This window comes from Actinokineospora auranticolor (assembly GCF_002934265.1).
GTDB classification, from domain to species: Bacteria; Actinomycetota; Actinomycetes; order Mycobacteriales; family Pseudonocardiaceae; genus Actinokineospora; species Actinokineospora auranticolor.
This window is the reverse complement of sequence record NZ_PTIX01000022.1, coordinates 1-17,462: the sequence shown is the minus strand read 5'-3', so window position 1 is coordinate 17,462 and position 17,462 is coordinate 1. Positions and strand designations below refer to the sequence as shown.

The 17,462-nt window shown below is 73.6% G+C and carries 18 protein-coding genes and 1 pseudogene; 8 read left to right on the top strand and 11 right to left on the bottom strand.

The window, feature by feature from the left end; all coding sequences use genetic code 11:
• Nucleotides 1-45: 45 nt before the first annotated feature.
• Nucleotides 46-570, bottom strand: coding sequence for a GNAT family N-acetyltransferase (locus CLV40_RS29100; protein ID WP_104482207.1), 525 nt, complete (start codon nucleotides 568-570; stop codon nucleotides 46-48).
• Nucleotides 571-675: 105 nt separating this feature from the next.
• On the opposite strand from CLV40_RS29100, the gene CLV40_RS29095 reads away from it, so the two are divergent.
• Together CLV40_RS29095 and CLV40_RS29090 are read left to right on the top strand one after the other, a co-directional pair.
• Entirely contained in the window at nucleotides 676-1,686 is a 1,011-nt protein-coding gene (locus tag CLV40_RS29095) for a hypothetical protein (RefSeq protein ID WP_146108281.1), read from the top strand.
• A 36-nt stretch (nucleotides 1,687-1,722) separates the two neighbouring features.
• A pseudogene (locus CLV40_RS29090) lies at nucleotides 1,723-2,160 on the top strand (IS110 family transposase); the annotation flags it as partial.
• A gap of 200 nt (nucleotides 2,161-2,360) precedes the next feature.
• Here CLV40_RS29090 and CLV40_RS29085 read toward each other — a convergent pair.
• Together CLV40_RS29085 and CLV40_RS29080 are read right to left on the bottom strand one after the other, a co-directional pair.
• Nucleotides 2,361-3,437 carry an MBL fold metallo-hydrolase gene (locus CLV40_RS29085; RefSeq protein ID WP_104482205.1) on the bottom strand — a complete coding sequence of 359 codons (1,077 nt, stop codon included), beginning with the start codon at nucleotides 3,435-3,437 and terminating at the stop codon, nucleotides 2,361-2,363.
• 127 nt (nucleotides 3,438-3,564) lie between these two features.
• Nucleotides 3,565-4,023, bottom strand: coding sequence for a hypothetical protein (locus CLV40_RS29080; RefSeq protein ID WP_146108280.1), 459 nt, complete (start codon nucleotides 4,021-4,023; stop codon nucleotides 3,565-3,567).
• A gap of 312 nt (nucleotides 4,024-4,335) precedes the next feature.
• On the opposite strand from CLV40_RS29080, the gene CLV40_RS37500 reads away from it, so the two are divergent.
• Nucleotides 4,336-4,875, top strand: a complete 540-nt coding sequence (locus CLV40_RS37500) for an LPXTG cell wall anchor domain-containing protein (protein WP_146108279.1) — start codon at nucleotides 4,336-4,338, stop codon at nucleotides 4,873-4,875.
• Nucleotides 4,876-4,955: 80 nt separating this feature from the next.
• Here the strand turns inward: CLV40_RS37500 and CLV40_RS29065 are convergent, their stop codons facing one another.
• The 3 genes from CLV40_RS29065 to CLV40_RS29055 form a co-directional block, all read right to left on the bottom strand.
• Nucleotides 4,956-5,429, bottom strand: coding sequence for an Lrp/AsnC family transcriptional regulator (locus CLV40_RS29065; RefSeq protein ID WP_104482201.1), 474 nt, complete (start codon nucleotides 5,427-5,429; stop codon nucleotides 4,956-4,958).
• Between the two features lie 44 nt (nucleotides 5,430-5,473).
• The gene (locus CLV40_RS29060; RefSeq protein ID WP_104482200.1) at nucleotides 5,474-6,622 is read right to left on the bottom strand and encodes a trans-sulfuration enzyme family protein; all 1,149 of its coding nucleotides are present in this window, start codon (nucleotides 6,620-6,622) and stop codon (nucleotides 5,474-5,476) included.
• Between the two features lie 168 nt (nucleotides 6,623-6,790).
• Entirely contained in the window at nucleotides 6,791-7,405 is a 615-nt protein-coding gene (locus tag CLV40_RS29055; protein ID WP_181043802.1) for a TetR/AcrR family transcriptional regulator, read from the bottom strand.
• Between the two features lie 68 nt (nucleotides 7,406-7,473).
• On the opposite strand from CLV40_RS29055, the gene CLV40_RS29050 reads away from it, so the two are divergent.
• From CLV40_RS29050 to CLV40_RS29035, 4 genes are all read left to right on the top strand, one after another.
• Nucleotides 7,474-7,878, top strand: coding sequence for an HIT family protein (locus CLV40_RS29050; RefSeq protein ID WP_104482198.1), 405 nt, complete (start codon nucleotides 7,474-7,476; stop codon nucleotides 7,876-7,878).
• Between the two features lie 127 nt (nucleotides 7,879-8,005).
• Complete coding sequence (locus tag CLV40_RS29045; protein WP_104482197.1) at nucleotides 8,006-10,702, top strand: AAA domain-containing protein; 2,697 nt, start codon at nucleotides 8,006-8,008, stop codon at nucleotides 10,700-10,702.
• 241 nt (nucleotides 10,703-10,943) lie between these two features.
• Nucleotides 10,944-11,735, top strand: coding sequence for an SMP-30/gluconolactonase/LRE family protein (locus CLV40_RS29040; RefSeq protein ID WP_104482196.1), 792 nt, complete (start codon nucleotides 10,944-10,946; stop codon nucleotides 11,733-11,735).
• 103 nt (nucleotides 11,736-11,838) lie between these two features.
• Nucleotides 11,839-12,804: a hypothetical protein gene (locus CLV40_RS29035; RefSeq protein WP_104482195.1), complete on the top strand. Its 966-nt coding sequence runs from the start codon at nucleotides 11,839-11,841 to the stop codon at nucleotides 12,802-12,804.
• Nucleotides 12,805-14,288: 1,484 nt separating this feature from the next.
• Here the strand turns inward: CLV40_RS29035 and CLV40_RS29030 are convergent.
• From CLV40_RS29030 to CLV40_RS29015, 4 genes are all read right to left on the bottom strand, one after another.
• Nucleotides 14,289-15,254, bottom strand: coding sequence for a LysR family transcriptional regulator (locus tag CLV40_RS29030; RefSeq protein WP_181043801.1), 966 nt, complete (start codon nucleotides 15,252-15,254; stop codon nucleotides 14,289-14,291).
• A gap of 244 nt (nucleotides 15,255-15,498) precedes the next feature.
• Complete coding sequence (locus CLV40_RS29025) at nucleotides 15,499-15,819, bottom strand: hypothetical protein (protein ID WP_104482193.1); 321 nt, start codon at nucleotides 15,817-15,819, stop codon at nucleotides 15,499-15,501.
• 119 nt (nucleotides 15,820-15,938) lie between these two features.
• Complete coding sequence (locus tag CLV40_RS29020; protein ID WP_104482192.1) at nucleotides 15,939-16,136, bottom strand: DUF5302 domain-containing protein; 198 nt, start codon at nucleotides 16,134-16,136, stop codon at nucleotides 15,939-15,941.
• A gap of 61 nt (nucleotides 16,137-16,197) precedes the next feature.
• Nucleotides 16,198-16,641 (bottom strand): SRPBCC family protein, encoded by a 444-nt coding sequence (locus CLV40_RS29015; protein ID WP_104482191.1) that lies wholly within the window; start codon nucleotides 16,639-16,641, stop codon nucleotides 16,198-16,200.
• A 68-nt stretch (nucleotides 16,642-16,709) separates the two neighbouring features.
• Between CLV40_RS29015 and CLV40_RS29010 the strand changes: the two genes are divergently transcribed.
• On the top strand, nucleotides 16,710-17,207 hold the full coding sequence (locus CLV40_RS29010) for a hypothetical protein (protein WP_104482190.1): 498 nt from the start codon (nucleotides 16,710-16,712) through the stop codon (nucleotides 17,205-17,207).
• Here CLV40_RS29010 and CLV40_RS29005 read toward each other — a convergent pair.
• The coding region (locus CLV40_RS29005) for an integrase core domain-containing protein (protein WP_146108277.1) at nucleotides 17,204-17,462 on the bottom strand (259 nt) is incomplete at its 5' end. The two genes, CLV40_RS29010 and CLV40_RS29005, sit on opposite strands and share 4 nt — an antisense overlap.

The window sequence follows — 17,462 nt, the reverse complement described above, 5'->3', positions numbered from 1 at the left end:
GCGCGCGCATCCGACAACCCTGCGCGACCCACCCGTGGCGGTGCGTCAGACGAGCGGTTTGACCAGGAGCTCGAACTCCAGGTCATCGCGCAGCGGCAGCCCGAAGCGCTCGTCGCCGTACGGGAACGGGCTCAGCTCCCCGGTCTGCCGGTAGCCGCGGCGCACGTACCAGGCGGTCAGGTCGGCGCGGGCCGTGATGACCTTCATCCGCATCTCGGTCAGCCCCCACTCGGCCAGGGCGAACCGCTCCGCCTCGGCCAGCACCGCCCGGCCGATGCCGCCGCCCTGCGCCGACGGCGCCACCGCGAACATGCCGAAGTAGCCCGCGCCGTCCTCCTCGGCGACGTGGCAGCAGGACACCAGGGCGCCGTCGTCGGCCACCGCGAGCAGCACGGCGCTCTTCGGCGCGGTGATGACCTCGGCGACCCCCTCGGGGTCGGTGCGCTGGCCCTCCAGCAGGTCGGCTTCGGTGGTCCAGCCCACCCGGCTGGCGTCGCCGCGGTAGGCGGACTCGACCAGCGGTACGAGCGCGGGGACGTCGTCGAGGGTGGCGCGGCGGAACGTGAGCACGGACCGAGCCTAGGCGCTGTCCTGCGGGTCTGGTGCGCGGATAGCGCGTGCTGGACCCGCAGGACGGTGCCTGGCCGCCGGACCGGGTGACTACCCTTGCCCGTTATGGGACTGTTCGGCCGCAGGAGGGCCAGGGCAGCGGTCGCCGCGTTGGCCGAGCACCTGGTCCTGGACCGGGCGTGGGACGACATCGCGCTCGACGTCGGCGTGGACGCGGTCCGCGACGGCCACCGCCGGGCCGGGGTGGCGCTGCTGCGCGAGTGCCGCGAGGACCACGAGGTCCGCGCGCAGCGGGTCCGCGCGCTCGCCGACGCCGCCGTCGGCCAGTCGGTGGAGATCCGCGACCTGCTCGGCGACGGCCTCAGCCAGGCCGAGGCCGCCGACCTGCTGCTCTGGCTGGGCAGCACGCTGATCGCCGAGGCTTGGCGCATCCGCGGCGCGGGCTGGCGGCGGTCGGTGGACGACGAGCGGCACCGGCTGTTCCGGTCCCGGCTGCGCGAGGCCCGCGACCCGCTGATGGCCGCGGCGAAACTGGCCCCGAACGACGCCACCCCGTGGGTGGAGCTGCAGCGCTACGCCCGCGGCTTACGCCTGGACCGCACCCAGCACGACCTGGCCTGGATCGAGGCCACCGACCGCTGCCCCACCTCGTACCCGGCGCACGCCGCCCGTCTCCAGTCCCTCACCGGCAAGTGGGGCGGCTCGCACGAGGCCATGTTCGCCTTCGCCAGGGAGACCGTCGCCAAGTGCGAACCGGGCAGCCCCCTGGTCGCGATGCTCCCCACCGCGCACGCCGAGTACCTGCTCGTGGAGGGCGACCGCCACATCGCCGAGGGCAACGCGTGGGCGTACGTCAAGCTCAACACCCGCCACTTCACCCCGACTGTCCGCGAAGAACTCGTCGCGGCCGACGAGAAGTGGCGCTCCCCGGAGGACGCCTCGGCGGGCGACCTCGAGGCGCACAACCTGCTGGGCTGGGCGATGCTGGAGATCGGCGACCACGACCGGGCCCGGGCCCACCTGTCCAAGGTGGGCAACCGCCCTTCCTACCTACCGTGGTCCTACAACGGCGAACACGCCTACGCCCGCGCCCTGGTGCGCCTCGGGTTGGACTGACAACCCGCGCACTAACCGCCGATCTCACCCGGCCGGTTACCCGAGTTGGAGGTGCTGGTCGGCTTCGATGACGACCTCGCCGGTGAGGCCACCCGCCTGTCGAAGCGCATCCGCGGCCTGCTCACCGGCATCCACCCCGCCCTGGAACGCGCCATCGGCCCCAGGATCAGCCACCCGGCGGTGCTGGAGACCCTCTCGCGCTGCGGCGGCCCCACCGGCATCCACAGGCGGGACGGCGCACGCTGACCACGATCGCCGCCGAACACGCCCCCCGCAGGGCGAGCAGCTGGTCGAGGCGATCCTCACCGCGCTGGACGAGCGGACCGTCACCGTCCCCACCTCGCCGACAGCCTGGAAACTGTTCTGGCGCAACGCGAACAGGTCGCCGCCGAGGTCGAGGGGATACTCGATGCGCACCCTCTCGCCGGGGTCCTGATCTCCATGCCCGGCATCGGGGTCAGGACCGCCGCACAACGCCGCCCTCATCTGCCTGGCCCGCCGCCGCTGCGACGTGCTGTTCGCCATGCTCCGCACCAAGACCCACCACCCCGAGATCGCCTCCGCTCCCGCCGCAGCTTGACAACCCCATAGGGACACCCCCGGGGGAGGGCGGGGGCCTTCCTGGGGCCCGGCGGGGTGATCAAAAAGGTTGCCGACCACGCTGGAGCAGGAACCTAGAGCTCCTCCCACCAAGTCGACGGCGCAGGCGGGTCACCCACGTCGACCCGTTCCCCAGGACGCGGGACCACGACCCGAACACCGTGCGGTTCGGCCGCCGCCAAGACTCGCCGAACCGGGTCGGCCCACGGGTGCGGGGCCAGGGTGAACGTCGCCCAGTGGACCGGGATCAGCAGCCCGCCCCGAACGTCCACATGCGCCCGCACCCCCTCCTCCGGCGTCATGTGGATGTCCGGCCACCCCTCCGCGTACGCCCCGATCTGCACCAGCGTCGCGTCGAACGGCCCGTGCTCCGCCCCGATCTCCGCGTACCCGTCGAAGTACCCCGAGTCCCCCGTGTAGAACACCCGGTGCTCCGCGCCCGCGATCACCCAGGACGCCCACAGCGTCCCGTCCCGGCTGAACCCGCGCCCCGAGAAGTGCTGGGCCGCGGTCGCCGTCAGCCGCGCCCCACCGATCTCCACCGACTCCGACCAGTCCAGCTCGACGATCCGCGAGTCCGGCACCCGCCACCGCTCCAGGTGCGCGCCGATGCCCAGCGGCACCACGAACGGCGCGTCCTGGGTGCGGACCAGTTCCCGCACCGCGGCGAGGTCCAGGTGGTCGTAGTGGTCGTGCGAGATCACGATGGCGTCCACCCGGGGCAGCGCCGCGATGTCGTGCGGTGGCCGGTGCAGCCGCTTCGGCCCGACCAGCCGGGACGGCGACACCCGGTCACCCCACACCGGGTCGACCAGCACGCGCGCCCCGTCGACCTCCACCAGTGCCGTGGCGTGGCCGTGCCAGGTGATGTGCAGCCCCGCCGAGACCGGGGGCGCGGGGTCGACCAGCGGGATCGGGCCCGCGGGCCGCCGCCGCCCGCCGCACTGGTACTCCCGGATCGTGGACCGCAGGTCGGCCGGGCTCACCGACCGCGTCGACGCCCGGTTGTGGAACGTCCCGTCGCGGAACTGCGGCGAACGCGCCATCCGCTCAGCGCGTTCCCCGCTCGCCCGCCGCCCCATCGCGACCGGGATGTCACGCACGACCCAAGCCAAACCCGCCAAGCCCAGGGCGGCCAGTACCTTCTTCATACCCCCATGGTGCTCGCCCGCGGCCGTGCGCGCTCTCAGGCGTCCGCGGACCACCCGGCACAACGTCGCCTGCGGGCACCGCTCGACCACCGGGACCCCACGACGTGATCCGCGTCTCCGGCGGAGGTCAGTCCTCGACGACCGCGCGCAGCCGCATGGCGCGCCGCGCGACCAGACCCGGGCGCGGCGTGCGGACCGAGACCGAGCCGAGGAACGACGGGTCGATCCGCACCCCCGGTGGCGCTGGGTAGTCGTCCTTGGGCGCGTCCGGGTGCTCCGGCGGCAGCAGGTCGAGGATCGCGCGCAGCGCCCAGCGGGCGTGCCCCTGGTAGGACCACACGACCGTGTCGGCGGTGAACACGTCCCAGTCGCGGACCTGGCGCGAGCGGGCTGCGGTGACCTCGTGCGCGTCCTTGATCACCACGAAGTCGACGTGGTGCTCCCACGCGTAGGTCGCCACGATCGCCTCGGGGCGGTCGTGGCCACCGCACAGGTAGACGGTGAACCCGTCCGCGACGACCGCTCTCAGCAGGTCGTCGATCTCGCTCAACTCGGTCGGCTGTGACTGCTCGCAGGGCTGACTCATCGTGATCACCCGATTGGCCGGTGTCATTGTCGAGGCAACTAGCCGCTTGATGACACGGTGTGGTCGTGGTTCCTGTCTACATCACCCGAATGCCCCAAGGGGAGTCATTGCTGCCAATGACACAAAGAGGACGCATATCGATGCCCACCGCCCCGACGGGTTATGGCGGGTCGGCATCTATCGGGTAACAACGCCACGAACAGGTGTCACCCGGTACAAACTGCCCTCAGGTGGGTGACTACCCTCGCCGCCGACTGCGTCGGCGGCTCATGCGAAGTCAGGGCTGCGCGACCCTGCCTTAGGAGGAGTCTGTTGAGCATCTCTCGTTCTCGCGACTGGCTGCGCGCCAGCGGTCGCTTAGCCGCCGCGACGACCATCGCGGCCACCGCCATCCTCAGCCTGATGGTCGGCACCGCGGGCGCCCAGGAAGGGGGCGACGGCACCGGCGGCGGCAGCCAGCCGAGCTCCTCGTCCTCGTCGAGCCCCACGTCCGAGCCGCCGTCGTCGTCCAGCAGCTCGGAACCGCCGTCCTCGACGAGCAAGCCGCCGACCTCGGAGCCGACGTCGAGCAAGCCGACCAGTCAGCCCACCGGCACCACCAAGCCGAACCCGGGCGTGTCGACCACCACGAACCCGTTGGCGCGCGGCCTGAACTCGACCGCCGCCGTGGTCGGCCCGCAGGCCAAGGCCCGCTCGGCCGACGGCTCGGTGACCGGCGCGGGTGCCGCCGACGAGCTGGCCGAGACCGGCGCCAACGTCGGCGTCCCGGTGGCCATCGGCGGCCTGCTGGTCCTCGGCGGCGGTGCCGCCCTGATGCTGTCCCGCCGCCCCCGCCGCGAGGGCTCGGAGTAAGTCGCTCTACCACAAGAGGCCCCGACCACCATTCACGGGTGGTCGGGGCCTCTTCGTATTGCGGACGATATATTGAAGCTTCAACGTATCGGCATCTGCACCGGACTCCCGATTGCCTCGAACACCAAGAGGGTGTTGACCGAGACCACCTCGACCCGGCTCAGCAGGCGCGTTATCAGCATTTGCTGCAGGTGCGTGGTGTCCGGCACGGCGACCTGCACCAAATAGTCGTCGGGGCCCGCGACGTGCAGCAGCGACACCGTTTCCGGCTGCTCCAGCACGAACGCCTTGAACTCCTCGACAATGCGCTGGCGGTGCGGTCGGACCCGGACGGACAGCAGCGCGCTGATGGGCCTGCCGAGCGCGGGCAGGCTCACCGTCGCGTGGAACCCGGTGAGCACGCCCCGGCGCCGCAGCGAGCGGACGCGCTCCAGCGCGGTGGACGGGGCCACGCCGACTATCGAGGCCAACTCCTTGTTCTGCAGGCGGGCGTCGCGCTGCAGCTCACGCAGGATGGCGAGGTCGGTGGCGTCGAGGTCGGCTGGCTGGCCCATGGTCGTCGAGTGTCTCCCCGCCGGGACGTTCCCGCGAACCCTGGTCAGCGGTGGGCGTCCTTGAGCGCGTAGTCGAGGTCCGCCTGGATGTCGTCCGGGTGCTCCAACCCGACCGACATCCGCAGCAACCCCGCGCGCGGCTTGGCGGCGGCCTCGACCGGCCGGTGGGTCAGCGACGCCGGGTGCTGGACCAGCGTGTCCACCCCGCCCAGCGACACCGCGTGGGTGATCAACCGGACGGCGGACGCGACCCGCGCGGCCGTGCCCGCGTCGGCGACCTCGAACGCGACCATCGCGCCCGGACCGGACATCTGCGTGCCGACCAGCGGCCCCGACGGGAAGTGCACCCGGCGCACGTGCTCGTGCCCCGCCAACCACTCGGCCAGCCGCACCGCGCCCGCCTGCTGGGCCTGGACCCGCACCGGCAGCGTCTGGAGCCCGCGGTGCAGCAGGTACGCGGCCAGCGGGTGCAGCAGGCCACCGGTCACCGCCCGGACCCGCCGCAGCCGCGCGGCCCAGTGGGCGCTGGTGGCCACGACCCCGCCGACCACGTCGCCGTGCCCGCCCAGGTACTTCGTCGCCGAGTGCAGCACGAGCGCCGCGCCGTGCTCGATGGGCCGCTGGAGCACGGGGGTCGCGAAGGTGTTGTCCACGACCACCGGCACACCGCCTGCCGCCTTGCACACCGCGCGCAGGTCGAGCAGGTCCAGCGTCGGGTTGGCGGGCGTCTCGACCAGCACGAGCCCGGTGTCCGGGCGCACCGCGGCGGCGACGCGGTCCGGCGCGGCCCAGGTGACGGTGGTCCCGACGAGACCGGTCGCGAGCAGGTGGTCGGCGCCGCCGTAGAGCGGTCGCACGGCGACGACGTGCGGCTTGCCCAGGCTGACCGTGGCGATCAGGCACGCGGTCAGCGCCGCCATCCCCGATCCGAACGCGACGGACTCCTCGGTCGCCTCCAGCGCCGCCATGGCGTCCTCGAAGCGGGCCACGGTCGGGTTCCACAGCCGCTGGTACACGAGTCCGCCCTCGGCGGGCGGCCTGCCGCCACCGGCCAGCGCCTCGTACGCCGCGCCACCGGACCCGATATCGGGCACGGGATTGGTGGTGGACAGGTCGATCGGCGGGACGTGCGTCCCGAGCCCCGCGAGGTCGTCGCGGCCCGCGTGCACGGCGAGCGTGGCCAGGCTGGTCATCTGTGCTCCCTCGTCCCGGGTGGAGATCGTCGGTGCGCACAGCATGGGTGGCGGTTCGCCCGGGCGGTCCGCACGGGAAACCGCGGTGCCCTTTCGGTCACCCTGGCCGACGCGGATTCGGCCGGAACCCCTTGTCCGGGGCCGGATCCGAATACCGTTCGGAACCGCTCAGGCCGGGGCGTGCGGGGCCAGCAGGTCGACGAAGATGCGCCTGCCCTGGTCGATGGTGTCCTGGTGGCCGGTCTCGGCGAGCCGGAAGGCCAAGCGGGTCAACACGTCGGTGACCGTGACGCACTGCAGCAGCGTCGCGCGCAGCGGCGGGGTGTCGGCGAACCCGAAGCGGCGCACCAGCAGGTCGGCGAAGACCTCGGCGAGCGGGTTGTCGAAGGTCTCCGGCTCCAGCTCGCCCGCGGCCAGCCCGGCGCCGCTGACCGCGCGGAAACCCTCGTCCGTGCGGCACATCTCGACGTAGACCGCGTGCGCGTGCGCCACGACCGCCTGCCACGGCGCCGCGTCCGGCGACTCCTCGGCGACCCGTTCGCCGAAGCGGCGCGTGTTGCGGTCGAGCACCGCGCGCATGACCGCGACCTTGTCGGGGAAGTAGCGGTAGACCGATCCGATGGAGACGGTGGCCGCCTTGGCGATGTCGGCGGTGGTCGTGCCAGTGTGCCCCTTCTCCGCCACCACCCGGGCCGCCGCGTCCAGAATGCGTTCGATCTGGCGACTGGCCCGATACTGGGTCGGCGTCCGCCGAACCTGGTACGGCGTGTCTGGAACGGTCACGTGCGCCATTGTGCCCAGATGGCTTCGGCCCACTGGGGGAGCTGGAGGAATCCTTGTCGGAAACATGCGTGTTCTGCCGAATCGTCTCCGGTGAACTCCCGGCCGCGACGGTCCACGAGGACGACGACTCCGTGGCCTTCCTCGACCACCGTCCACTCTTCCGCGGCCATGTCCTACTGGTACCGAGGACACATGTGACCGTCCTGAGCGACCTGCCCGCCGAGCGCGTCGGCCCGTTCTTCACCCTCGCCCAGCGGCTGGAGCGCGCGGTCGAGGACGGCCTCGGCGCGGACGGCTCGCTGATCCTGATCAACAACGTGATCAGCCAGTCGGTGCCCCACCTGCACCTGCACGTCATCCCGCGCAACCGCAAGGACGGGCTGCGGTTCTGGCTGGGCCCCCGGCACCCCTACGACGCCGAGCACCCGGCCGAGTCCTACGCCGCGCGGATCCGGGCGGCGCTGGCGGGCTGACCCGCGCGCCGGGCGCGGGGTGGGACCGGTCACCCGGGGTCAGATGATCGGTGAACGGATCGCATTCGTCGTGGTCGGTCGGATACCGTGCGTGGAGACTCGATGGTCCTCGTCCGACGGGAGGCGGATGTCGCGCGCGGCGGCCACGGGGATGCGGGACGCGCTCACCGCCGAGATCACCAGTCTCCGGCGGACCGGCGCCGCGGCCGCGCCCCGGGCGGAACTGGCCTCCGGGCGGGCGACCGGCGGCGCACGGTACGCGTGCGCGCTGGTGTCGTGGCCCCCCGACCTGAGCGCCGACGGCGCCCTGGTGGCGCGCGCGGGTGGCGGCGGGCCGTGGGTGCCGGTGTCCGAGGTGGTGGTGGACGGCGCCGAGGTGCGGTTGGCCTGCGCGGCCGAACTCGGCGCGGGACCGGTGTTCGTGCGGGCCGACCCGGCCCGGTCCGCGGTGGCGCTGCGCTCGGCGCTCGACGCGGCGGTCGGCAGCGGTCTGGCGCCCGTGCTGCTCGGGGAGCGCCCCGGGGTCACCGGCGAGGCACCCGACGCGGCCGAGGTGACCACCGGCTTCGACAAGCTCAACCTGGCCCAGCGGCGGGCGCTGACCCGCGCGCTCGGCAGCGACCTGGCGTTCGTCTGGGGACCGCCGGGCACCGGCAAGACCGACGTGCTGGCCCGGGTCGTGGAGGGCAGCCTGCGGCGCGGCCAGACGGTGCTGCTGACCGCGCCGACGGCGGTCGCGGTGGACCACGCGCTGGAGCGGATCTGCGACCTGATCGGCACCCTCCCCGGCTTCGACGAGGGCCTGGTCCGCCGGCTCGGCCCGGCCGCGGTCCCCAGCCTCGTCCGCCGCCACGGCGCGGCGGTCGACACCGAGCGGGTGCTGGCCCGGCTCAGCGCCCCGCTGGCGGCGCGCGCGGGCGGGCTGCGGGAGCGCCAGCGGGAGGTGGCCGCCCGGCTGCGCGACCGCGAGGCGGCGGACGCCGCGCACGCCAGGGTCGTCGCGGCGGACGGCGTGCTGGCGCGCCACCACGGCAAGCGCCGCGCCGTGGTCACCTTCCTGACCACAGTGGACAGTGAGCTGGCCGCCGTGGACGCCCGGTTGGCCGAGGCGGACGCGAAGCTCTTCGCCGAGCGCCGGGCCGACCGGTTGCGCGTGGAGCGCGCGGACCTCACCGCCCGGCGGGCCGCCGGGCTGACCGACCTCGCGGCCGTCGACGCCGCGATCGCCCGCGCCCGCGGGGAACTGGCCGAGCTGCGGTCGGTGGCGGCCCAGGCGGTCGCCCGCGCGGGCGGCGCGAGCGTGCGGGCGCTGCGCGCGGCGGCGGACGGCATCGCGGACAAGGTGCGCCGGGTGGACGCCGAGCTGGCCGGGTTGCCCAAGCGCGTGCTGGACAACTGCCGCCTGGTGGCGATGACGACCCAGCGGGGCCACCTCGGCGGGCTGCCGGTGGTGCCGGACGTGGTCGTGGTGGACGAGGCCGGGATGGTCGACCTGCCCACGGCGGTGCGGCTGGCGAGCCAGGCGGAGCAGCGGGTGGTGTTCGCGGGCGACACCCGCCAGCTGCCGCCCGCCCCGGCCTGCCTGGTGGACCGGCACGCGAGCACCCAGGACCGGGCGCTGGTCCGCCGGTGGCTGGCGCGGGACGTGTTCCGGGCGGCGGGGGCGGTCGACGAGGACGGCCAGGCCACCGACGACCCGCGGCTGGCCCGGCTGGGCACCCAGTACCGGATGCGGCCCGCGATCTCGGCGCTGGTGAACGCCGTGGCCTACCCGGACGGCCCGACCCGCACCGGGCGCAGCGACGTCTCGTCAGTGGCCCGCAGCCGGGTCCTGGGGGCGCCCCTGGTGCTGGTCGACACCAGCGGCCACACCCCGGCGTCGACCTACCGCGACCAGCTGCACGCGGCGCTGGTCCGCGAGTGCGTCGGCCGCCTCGAGCACGAGGGCGTGCTCCCCTGGCGCGAGCCCCGGGCGGCGCTGGCGGCCATCACCCCGTACCGGACCCAGGCGCGGGTGCTGGACGCGTACCTGCGCGAGCACCTGGGTCCCCGGTTCGCCGGTGTCGCGGACACGGTCCACCGGTACCAGGGCGACCAGCGGCCGGTGGTCATCCTGGACACGGTCGCGGGCCCGTTCTACTCGGGGACCGGCAAGGACTCCGCGACCTGCCGCCTGGTGAACGTCGCGCTGAGCCGGGCGCAGGACCACCTCGTGGTGGTGGCGAACGTGGACCGGCTGCGGGCCACGCTGCCCGGCGACAGCGAGATGCACGCGCTGCTGGACCACCTGCGGGTCAACGCCGAGCGGCTGCCGGTCGAGGAGCTGGTCCCCGTGCGGACCGCGGACCAGCCGCCGTCGGCGGGCCCGGCCTTCGTCCCGGCGGCGGAGGTGGACGAGGCGGTCGCCCTGGACATCGGCCGGGCGGCGGACCGCGTCGAGATCTACAGCCCGGAACCGGCCGCGGCCCGCGTGGCCGCCTTCGCGCCCGCCCTGCGGGAGGCGGCGTCCCGGGGGGTGCCGGTCCGCCTGTTCACCCCGCGCCCGCCCGCCGCCGAGGACGCGGGCTGGGAGGTCGTCGCGAGCGCGACCGTGCGGGAACCGCTGGTCATCACCGACAACACCCTGTGGCACCCCCCGTTCGACCTGCTGGCCGCCACCGCGGCCGACGCACCCGCGCTCCGCATGGAGAGCGCGGTCGCCTGCACGACGGCCCGCCCGCGCCCGGCGCCCGTGCCCGCCCAGCGGGTCGCCGCGCGGACCCACCGGCCGCCGCCCCGGGAGAACACACCGTCGGCCGCGCGCTCGACTGAGCTGCGGCCATAGGGGTCGCCGATGGCCACCCCGGCCGACCGTCACCCACGCGGGTGGCATCGGCGCGGGCAGTCGGGTGATTCTCGTGGTGCGCGGCCGTCGCGACCGCCCGGTGGCCGGAGCATCCGCTGGGACGCCGCGGCCCGCGGGCGGAAATCTGGTGACGGGTGGGACTTGCTTTCTGCCCGCAGGCCCGACACATTGGTTCAGACCACTTAACTGGTTCAGACCACTCGACGGCGATGGGGGCGGGATGGCGACGATCAAGCCGGGCGAACTCGAAGCCCGCGTCTGCGTCGGACTGCTGGGCAGGCGGGTCGACGGGCTGCGCTGGAACGGCCACGAGCTGTCGTGGGTGGACCGGCGCGGCGGGCGCGTCCAACTGGGGCGGATGACCGACCTCGGCCCCCGGCACACCGCCTCGCTCGGCGTCGACGGGCGCGTGGTCGGCGCGGTGCCCACGGCGGACGGCTGGGTCGTCGGCGGCGAACCGGTCCTGCTCCGCCGGGACGGTCGCACCGCGGCGCTGCGGCTCCCGCCCGCGGACGGCATCTGGTGCGACCCGGCCGGTCGGCTCTGGCTAGGCACATCGGACACCCTGTACCGGGTGGACCTGGGTGGGTCGGTCCACCCCGTCCTCACCGGACCGACCCACGACCTGGCCTGGAGTCCGGACACGACGACGCTCTACCGCGTCGGGGACAACGGTTTGCTGGCGCACGGCTTCGACTTGGCCAACGGCACCACGACGTCCACCCGCATGCTCGCCCCGGCCGCGCGCGGTGTCGCGGTCGACGCCGAGGGGTTCGTCTGGGTCGCGGTGGGCGACACCGTGCGGCGGATCGACCGCACCGGCGCGTCGCACGTGACCGTGCGGCTCGCCGACGCGGGCGCCGTCGGGTGCTGCTTCGCCGACACCACCATGCTGATCACCACCGACGGCGGCGCGGTGCACGCGTGCGACCCCGGGGTGCGCGGTCTGCCCGCGGTGCGCTGGATGGGGCTGCGGACCCGCGGCAGGACGGCCGTACGCCGGTTCCCCTGAGCGGCCCACACCGGTCACCGACCGCACCCGGCGGTTCGTATGTTCGAGCGAATCCGCTTGATCGCTCTACAACTCGCCCGCCGCACCAGGTACCCACCTAGGTGTGGAAACCGCAGCGCGTTGGCGCACGCCCTCGATCATCCTGGGCGTCGCCGTGTTGGCCCCCCTGATCGCCGGTCAGGTGCTCGGCTGGGCGAACTGGGTCACCTTCCCGGCGGTGCTGGCGGCGCTGGCGCTGGGGGCGCTGCTGGTCAAGCAGGTCCTGTTCCGCCAGGAGCAGCGCGAACTGCGGGCCGCGGCGGCCCGGGAGCGGGTGGAGCGCGCGGAGCAGGAGCCCGCGCCGCACGCGGAGCACCACGTGCCCGCGATCCCGGTGGACAGCGCCGAGCCGTACTACCGGTTCATCCTGGCCTGCACGGTCTGCTGGGTGCCGAACGCGGGCGTGCCGCAGCACGGGAACCTGCGCGGGCTGGCGGTCCACTCCATCCTCGAGCGCGCCAGGCAGGTGACGGTCCAGGGTTCCCCGACCGACGCGGCCGTGGTGCAGACCAGGCTGGCGGCCGAGCTGGGCACGATGACCGCGGACCGGTCCGGCCAGATCGTGAGCTGGGCGGAGAACGTGACCCTCACCGTGCCGGAGGAGGACGCGCGCCGCCTCGACCGGCTGACCGAGCTGCGCAAGGAGAAGCAGGTCCGCCACCAGGAGCAGGAACTAGAGCAGCGGACCCGCACCTACCTCGCCGAGGACGTGCTGACCGACCCGGGCACCGCCGTGGTCTGGTGGCTGGCCCGGCACCCCGAGCAGGTGCGGGAGGCCGCGGACCTCATCCCGACCTTCGCGCAGCTCTCCGCGGCCGTCACCAAGACCGAGATCGCCCCGCAGTACGCCGCCGAGCGGCTCGACACCGAGCGGCCCGCGCTGAGCGCGGTCGGGTGGCCCCGGCTGGACGCGCAGTCCGATGAGGACCGGCGGGCGCTGCCGCGGCCGGAATCGGCGGAACCGCTGTGGCCGCGCGGGAGCCGCGACCACGGCGACCTCGACGACATCGAGGATTCCTCGGCCAGGTAACCGCGGCCGGAAACCGGCGGCCGCCGCCCCGGCGTCAATTCACAACGCGAAAAGATCTCCATCTTTCCCACCATTCGACCCGCGGCGAACAACGCCCGACCGCGCACCCGAAGATCCCCCGCGAGTCCTTTCGAGGACCTCCCGAATCCACATTGGCACCCGCGGGCGGCCCGTCGGCGGACAGCACCGGGAGCGCTTCCGCCGAAGGCCACTGTGGACGGGTCGTGGTCCGCAGTGGACTGTTGGACCGCCCAGGTGGACCGTCGATCGGGTAAGACGGTCGCCTCAATCGGGGTTCTCGCCTTCGAGCGGGACGCACCGACCGGGCCCGCTCGCCGCGCCCCACCCCGAGTCGGGCACACGTACCCAACTCGACCGGAAGACCGTCCCGACGCGAGCCGGGCGACCACGAAACCCGTCGACGTGACACCGAGCACAGCGCGCCCGCGAACCCCCGAGCGACGCCCCGCGAGTCCACCGGGCAAGCCCCGGGGCCGCCCAAGCGCCCGCTACGGCCCGCGCACCGGCCCGGTCGCGGGGTTCACCCGAGCTTCACCCGACAAGGGCGTCCTGGGCCATTCTGGGGGCATTTTCGGTGCACTCCGCGCAACGCGGCGACCGGACCACGAGCAGTGGTGGGGGATTTGCGGCGATTCGGCGCGGGAATACCCCCTTGGGGGCGTGACAGGCCCCGGTGTCGGCTCCACCCGACCTCCGGGGCCCGCCGTCCCCATCGCGCGAGGGCGCGGTGCGCGGTGTCCCGGCCGCGGCGACCGCAGAGGCGATGAGAACGGACGATGATCCGCTGCCGACCCTGCACGGCGCGGTCCATCGTTCCGACCGACATAGTCCCCGTTTTTGAGTTCGCTAGCAACGACGTCCATCACTTAGCGGTCGTGAAATTCGTTAACTCACCGCCCGCGACCACTCGACTACACCCTTTCGGCTCAGGCCCGGGTCCTCTTGACCGCGCCGCCGACACCCTCGGGGGGCATGCGCCGCCCGCTCCAGCCCTCAGCCAACCCACCTGGTCGCACCCCGTTCGAGGGTCACCCACCAGCGTTTGTGGCGGTCCATCCGCCCCGCGAACCCGGGTCCGGGGTCATCCATCCCACAAACAACCTTCGTTGCGTTAAGCAGCCGACCGGACACGTGCAGCTACAAGCGACTTTCCGACACGTTCACCCGCCGTTGAAACGAACCCCACTCGGATGGGACCTCGCGGTATGGATACATATGCGCACATGACCAGATGTTGATGCGAACACCACATGTGCGCCTCCCCACAGGGATGTTCACCACACCTGCGTGGAGCAACCGGACCGAGGTCCCCCGGATAGCTTTCCCGCCGGTTTCCCATTCAAATCCGACGGCCCATTTGTTCAACGAAATCGAATGCGCGCGGGAAACGCGCGGACCACCCGCCACGGCCCGCCGGGGAGAACCGGGACTCCGAAGTGGACAATGCGGACCCGGGCCCGCGGTCAGGCCGTCCGACCGTTGTTGGCCCACCACCTGGCATAACTCGGATTCCGGTCGACCAGGCTCGCGTAGGCCGAGATGACCGCGTCCTTGAGCAGCCGCGGTTCGATCGGGGACGGGTCCTTCCAGACCAGTTCCAGCCGGTTGCGGATCGGGTCGCCGCGCAGCGGGCGCACCACCAGGCCCCGGCCCTCGCGGGAGGTCGGCTGCGCCAGGCTCACGCACTGGCCGGTGGTGACGAACTCGCGCGCCGAGCTGGAGTCGCTGATCTCGTGGGTGATCCGCGGCTCGAACCCGGCCGCCCGGCAGGCCGCGCGCAGCGGGCCGAGCCCGCCGTGGTCCTCCTGCGGGTCGATCATCCAGTTCTCCTCGGCCAGGTCGGCCAGGTCGATGACCTCCCGGTCGGCCAGCCGGTGCGCCTCCGACAGCGCCACGAACTCGGGCTCCACCGGGACCAGCACCTCGCGCCGCACGCCCTCGGTGGCGCCGATCTCGAAGCCGATGACGTCGCAGAGCACCGCCGCGTCCAGCCGACCGGCCCGCACCCGGCCCTGCAGGGCCGCCGCGGACGGGTCGGTGTGCACCTGCACCGAGACCGCCGGGCCGTCCTCCTCGCCGCGCAGCGCGGCCAGCCGGGGCACGATGACCGACAGCAGCGGGCTGGGCCGACCGCCGAGCCGCAGCTCGACCTCGGCGTGCGCGGCCACGGTGGCGGCCGCCACACCGCGCAGGTCGGCCATCTCGTTCACCACGGTCCGGGCCCTGGCCAACACCGTGCGGCCGAAGGACGTGGGCACCACCCCGGTCCGCGCGCGCTCGAACAGCGGCGCCCCCATGGCCCGCTCGATGCGCTGAAGTTGAGATGTCAACGACGGCTGGGACAGGCCGAGGGCCGCGGCGGCCTTGGTGATGCTGCCCTCATCGGCGACCGCGATGACGATCCGCAGGTGTCGGAACTCCAGTTCCATGGTCGACATGTTATGGCCAGTGATTATGCGGCCGACAAGCGGAACACGGGCGCGCCGCCGCGAAGGTGAGAGGCAGGCCCCGGCTGGGGGATACCGGGGCCTGCCCAGCCGACCGCTCCGCTCAGGCCCGCGCCAGGGGGGAGGGCACAGGTGGCGATCAGCGGCCGGGGTCCGCGGGGTGGTGGGGACTACCGACTTCCACCCAGGACGTACCCGGTCCGCGCGGGGGCGAAACGGACGTGGATCACCCGGTGAGGACGAGCGTCGCGGCGCCCGCGTCGGTGACGGCGCGCACCTCGACCCGCACGCCGTCGACGAGCGCGGCCTCCCCCGGGGCGAGGGTGACGTCGACGCCGCCACCCACCACGCGGACCAGGCCCCGACCGACCTCGGCCTTGAGCCGGGCGTCGAGGACCTCCAGCGTGGGGGTGCCGGTGACGGTCACCTCGCAGCGGGTCCGGGTGCAGGACCAGTCGTCGCGGCCGCCGTCGCAGCCCGCGGTGGTGCAGGTGAGCAGGACCGGGAGAGCGGCGACCGCCGCGCGCAGCACCGATCTTCGCGCCATGTGCGGGACATCGCCCGTGGGCGGGTGGTCGTAACGCGGGCGGAACCGGTCAAGGGGCCGCGGTGCCGCGGCGGTCCACCGGGCCGCCGTGGGGGCAGGGTGGACCGCCGGGGGGCGGATCAGCCGCTCTTGCGGCGGAACTGGCGCTTGCCGCCCGCCTTGCCGTGGGCGTCGTGGACCTTGGAACCCGACTGCGCGTGGCCCTCGCGGGAGGACGCCTGGGCCTGCTTGCGGGCCAGCGCCTCGCGGAACCGGGCCTTCACGTCGTCTTGGTCGGCCTCGGGCGTCTCGGGCTGTTCGGACTGCTGCTCGGACATGCGGGACCTCCACGAGGGGCGGGCAGAAGGGTGCGCACCAGCCTCGCACGGACGCGGGTGATCAGTCGACTCGGTTTCCGCCGTCGCCCGCCTCGGCCGTGGCCTTGAGCCCCGCGGCCTCCATGGCGAGGTAGCGGTTGGTCAGACCGGTGGTGAGCGTGCCGACGAGCCACCCGAGCGGGCCGCGCACCGCCAGCTCCAGGACCACCCGCGAACCGCCGCTCTCCAACGGCAGCACGGTGTGCGTGGCGGTCGAGCGGGCACCCGGCCCACCCGCGACCCAGGTCCACGAGCGGCCTTCGTCGATGGCCGTGATGGTCCAGACCGTGGTGGGCAGCTTGGGCTGGTTGATCCGCGCGCGGCTGCCCACGCGCAGCGGCCCGGGGTCCAGCGCGGTGACCGAGGTCACCGACGCCGTCCAGCGCGGCCAGCCCTCGATGTCGGAGTAGACCGCCCACACGCGCGCGGCCGGGGCGGCGATGTCGATGTCCCGGTGGAACAGCACCCCGGGAGGGTAGCGCCGATGATCGTCGCGGGGGCCCGGCGACTACGCTTTCCCCCGGAGGAAAGACGGTGAACCTGCTGGACCACATCACGGCCGCGGCGGCGCTGACCGCTCGCACGGGCCACGATCCGGCCGCCCTGGCCGCCGACGCCGCCCTGCGCTTCGAGTGGTACCGGGCGGCCGCACCGGACGACGAACCGGCCTTCCTCGCCCTCATCCTGCGCGACCCCGAACCGGCCGTGGCCACCGCCGCCGCGGCGGCCCGGATCGACGACCGGGCCGCGTACGCGCGCGGGTTCGCCGAGTGGGCCGCGCGCGTGCGGCCCGCCGTCGAGCACGTGGAACCGCTGCGGGCGCGCTTATCCGAGTGGTGCCTGGTGCACGACGCACTGGCGGGCCGTGACGTCCCGATCGGCGCGGTGCTGGCGGCGTCGGACTGGGCGCAGCGGCGGCTGGCGGCCCAGGTGGACGGTGAGTTGCTGGCGCTGCTGGCCGTGCACGGCCGGACGCGGCGGGTCCGGGCCCTGACCCGGGTGCCCCGACCGGTCCGCAGACGGGTGGACTAGATGTATGAGGCCATGACGTTGGTGACGCCGGTGTGGAGCCGTGTGGCTGGTGGTTGGTTTCCGGCGGCGGTGTGGGGTCGATGGTAGTTGTAGTGCACGTTCCAGACCGTCAGTGCGTCGGTGCGGTGTTGCTCGCTGGTCCAGGCGTGGGCGTAGAGGAATTCCTCGGCCAGGATGCGGTGGTAGCGCTCGACTTTGCCGTTGTGGCGTGGGGTGTAGGGGGTGATGCGCTGGTGGCGGGCGCCGCGCAGGACG

Coding starts and splice junctions, on each gene's coding strand:
- CLV40_RS29045 (WP_104482197.1), top strand. CDS start 8,006: ATGTCGCGCGCGGCGGCCACGGGGATGCGGGACGCGCTCACCGCCGAG.
- CLV40_RS29030 (WP_181043801.1), bottom strand. CDS start 15,254: ATGGAACTGGAGTTCCGACACCTGCGGATCGTCATCGCGGTCGCCGAT.
- CLV40_RS29080 (WP_146108280.1), bottom strand. CDS start 4,023: ATGAGTCAGCCCTGCGAGCAGTCACAGCCGACCGAGTTGAGCGAGATC.
- CLV40_RS29025 (WP_104482193.1), bottom strand. CDS start 15,819: ATGGCGCGAAGATCGGTGCTGCGCGCGGCGGTCGCCGCTCTCCCGGTC.
- CLV40_RS29020 (WP_104482192.1), bottom strand. CDS start 16,136: ATGTCCGAGCAGCAGTCCGAACAGCCCGAGACGCCCGAGGCCGACCAA.
- CLV40_RS29085 (WP_104482205.1), bottom strand. CDS start 3,437: ATGAAGAAGGTACTGGCCGCCCTGGGCTTGGCGGGTTTGGCTTGGGTC.
- CLV40_RS29065 (WP_104482201.1), bottom strand. CDS start 5,429: ATGGGCCAGCCAGCCGACCTCGACGCCACCGACCTCGCCATCCTGCGT.
- CLV40_RS29060 (WP_104482200.1), bottom strand. CDS start 6,622: ATGACCAGCCTGGCCACGCTCGCCGTGCACGCGGGCCGCGACGACCTC.
- CLV40_RS29095 (WP_146108281.1), top strand. CDS start 676: ATGGGACTGTTCGGCCGCAGGAGGGCCAGGGCAGCGGTCGCCGCGTTG.
- CLV40_RS29040 (WP_104482196.1), top strand. CDS start 10,944: ATGGCGACGATCAAGCCGGGCGAACTCGAAGCCCGCGTCTGCGTCGGA.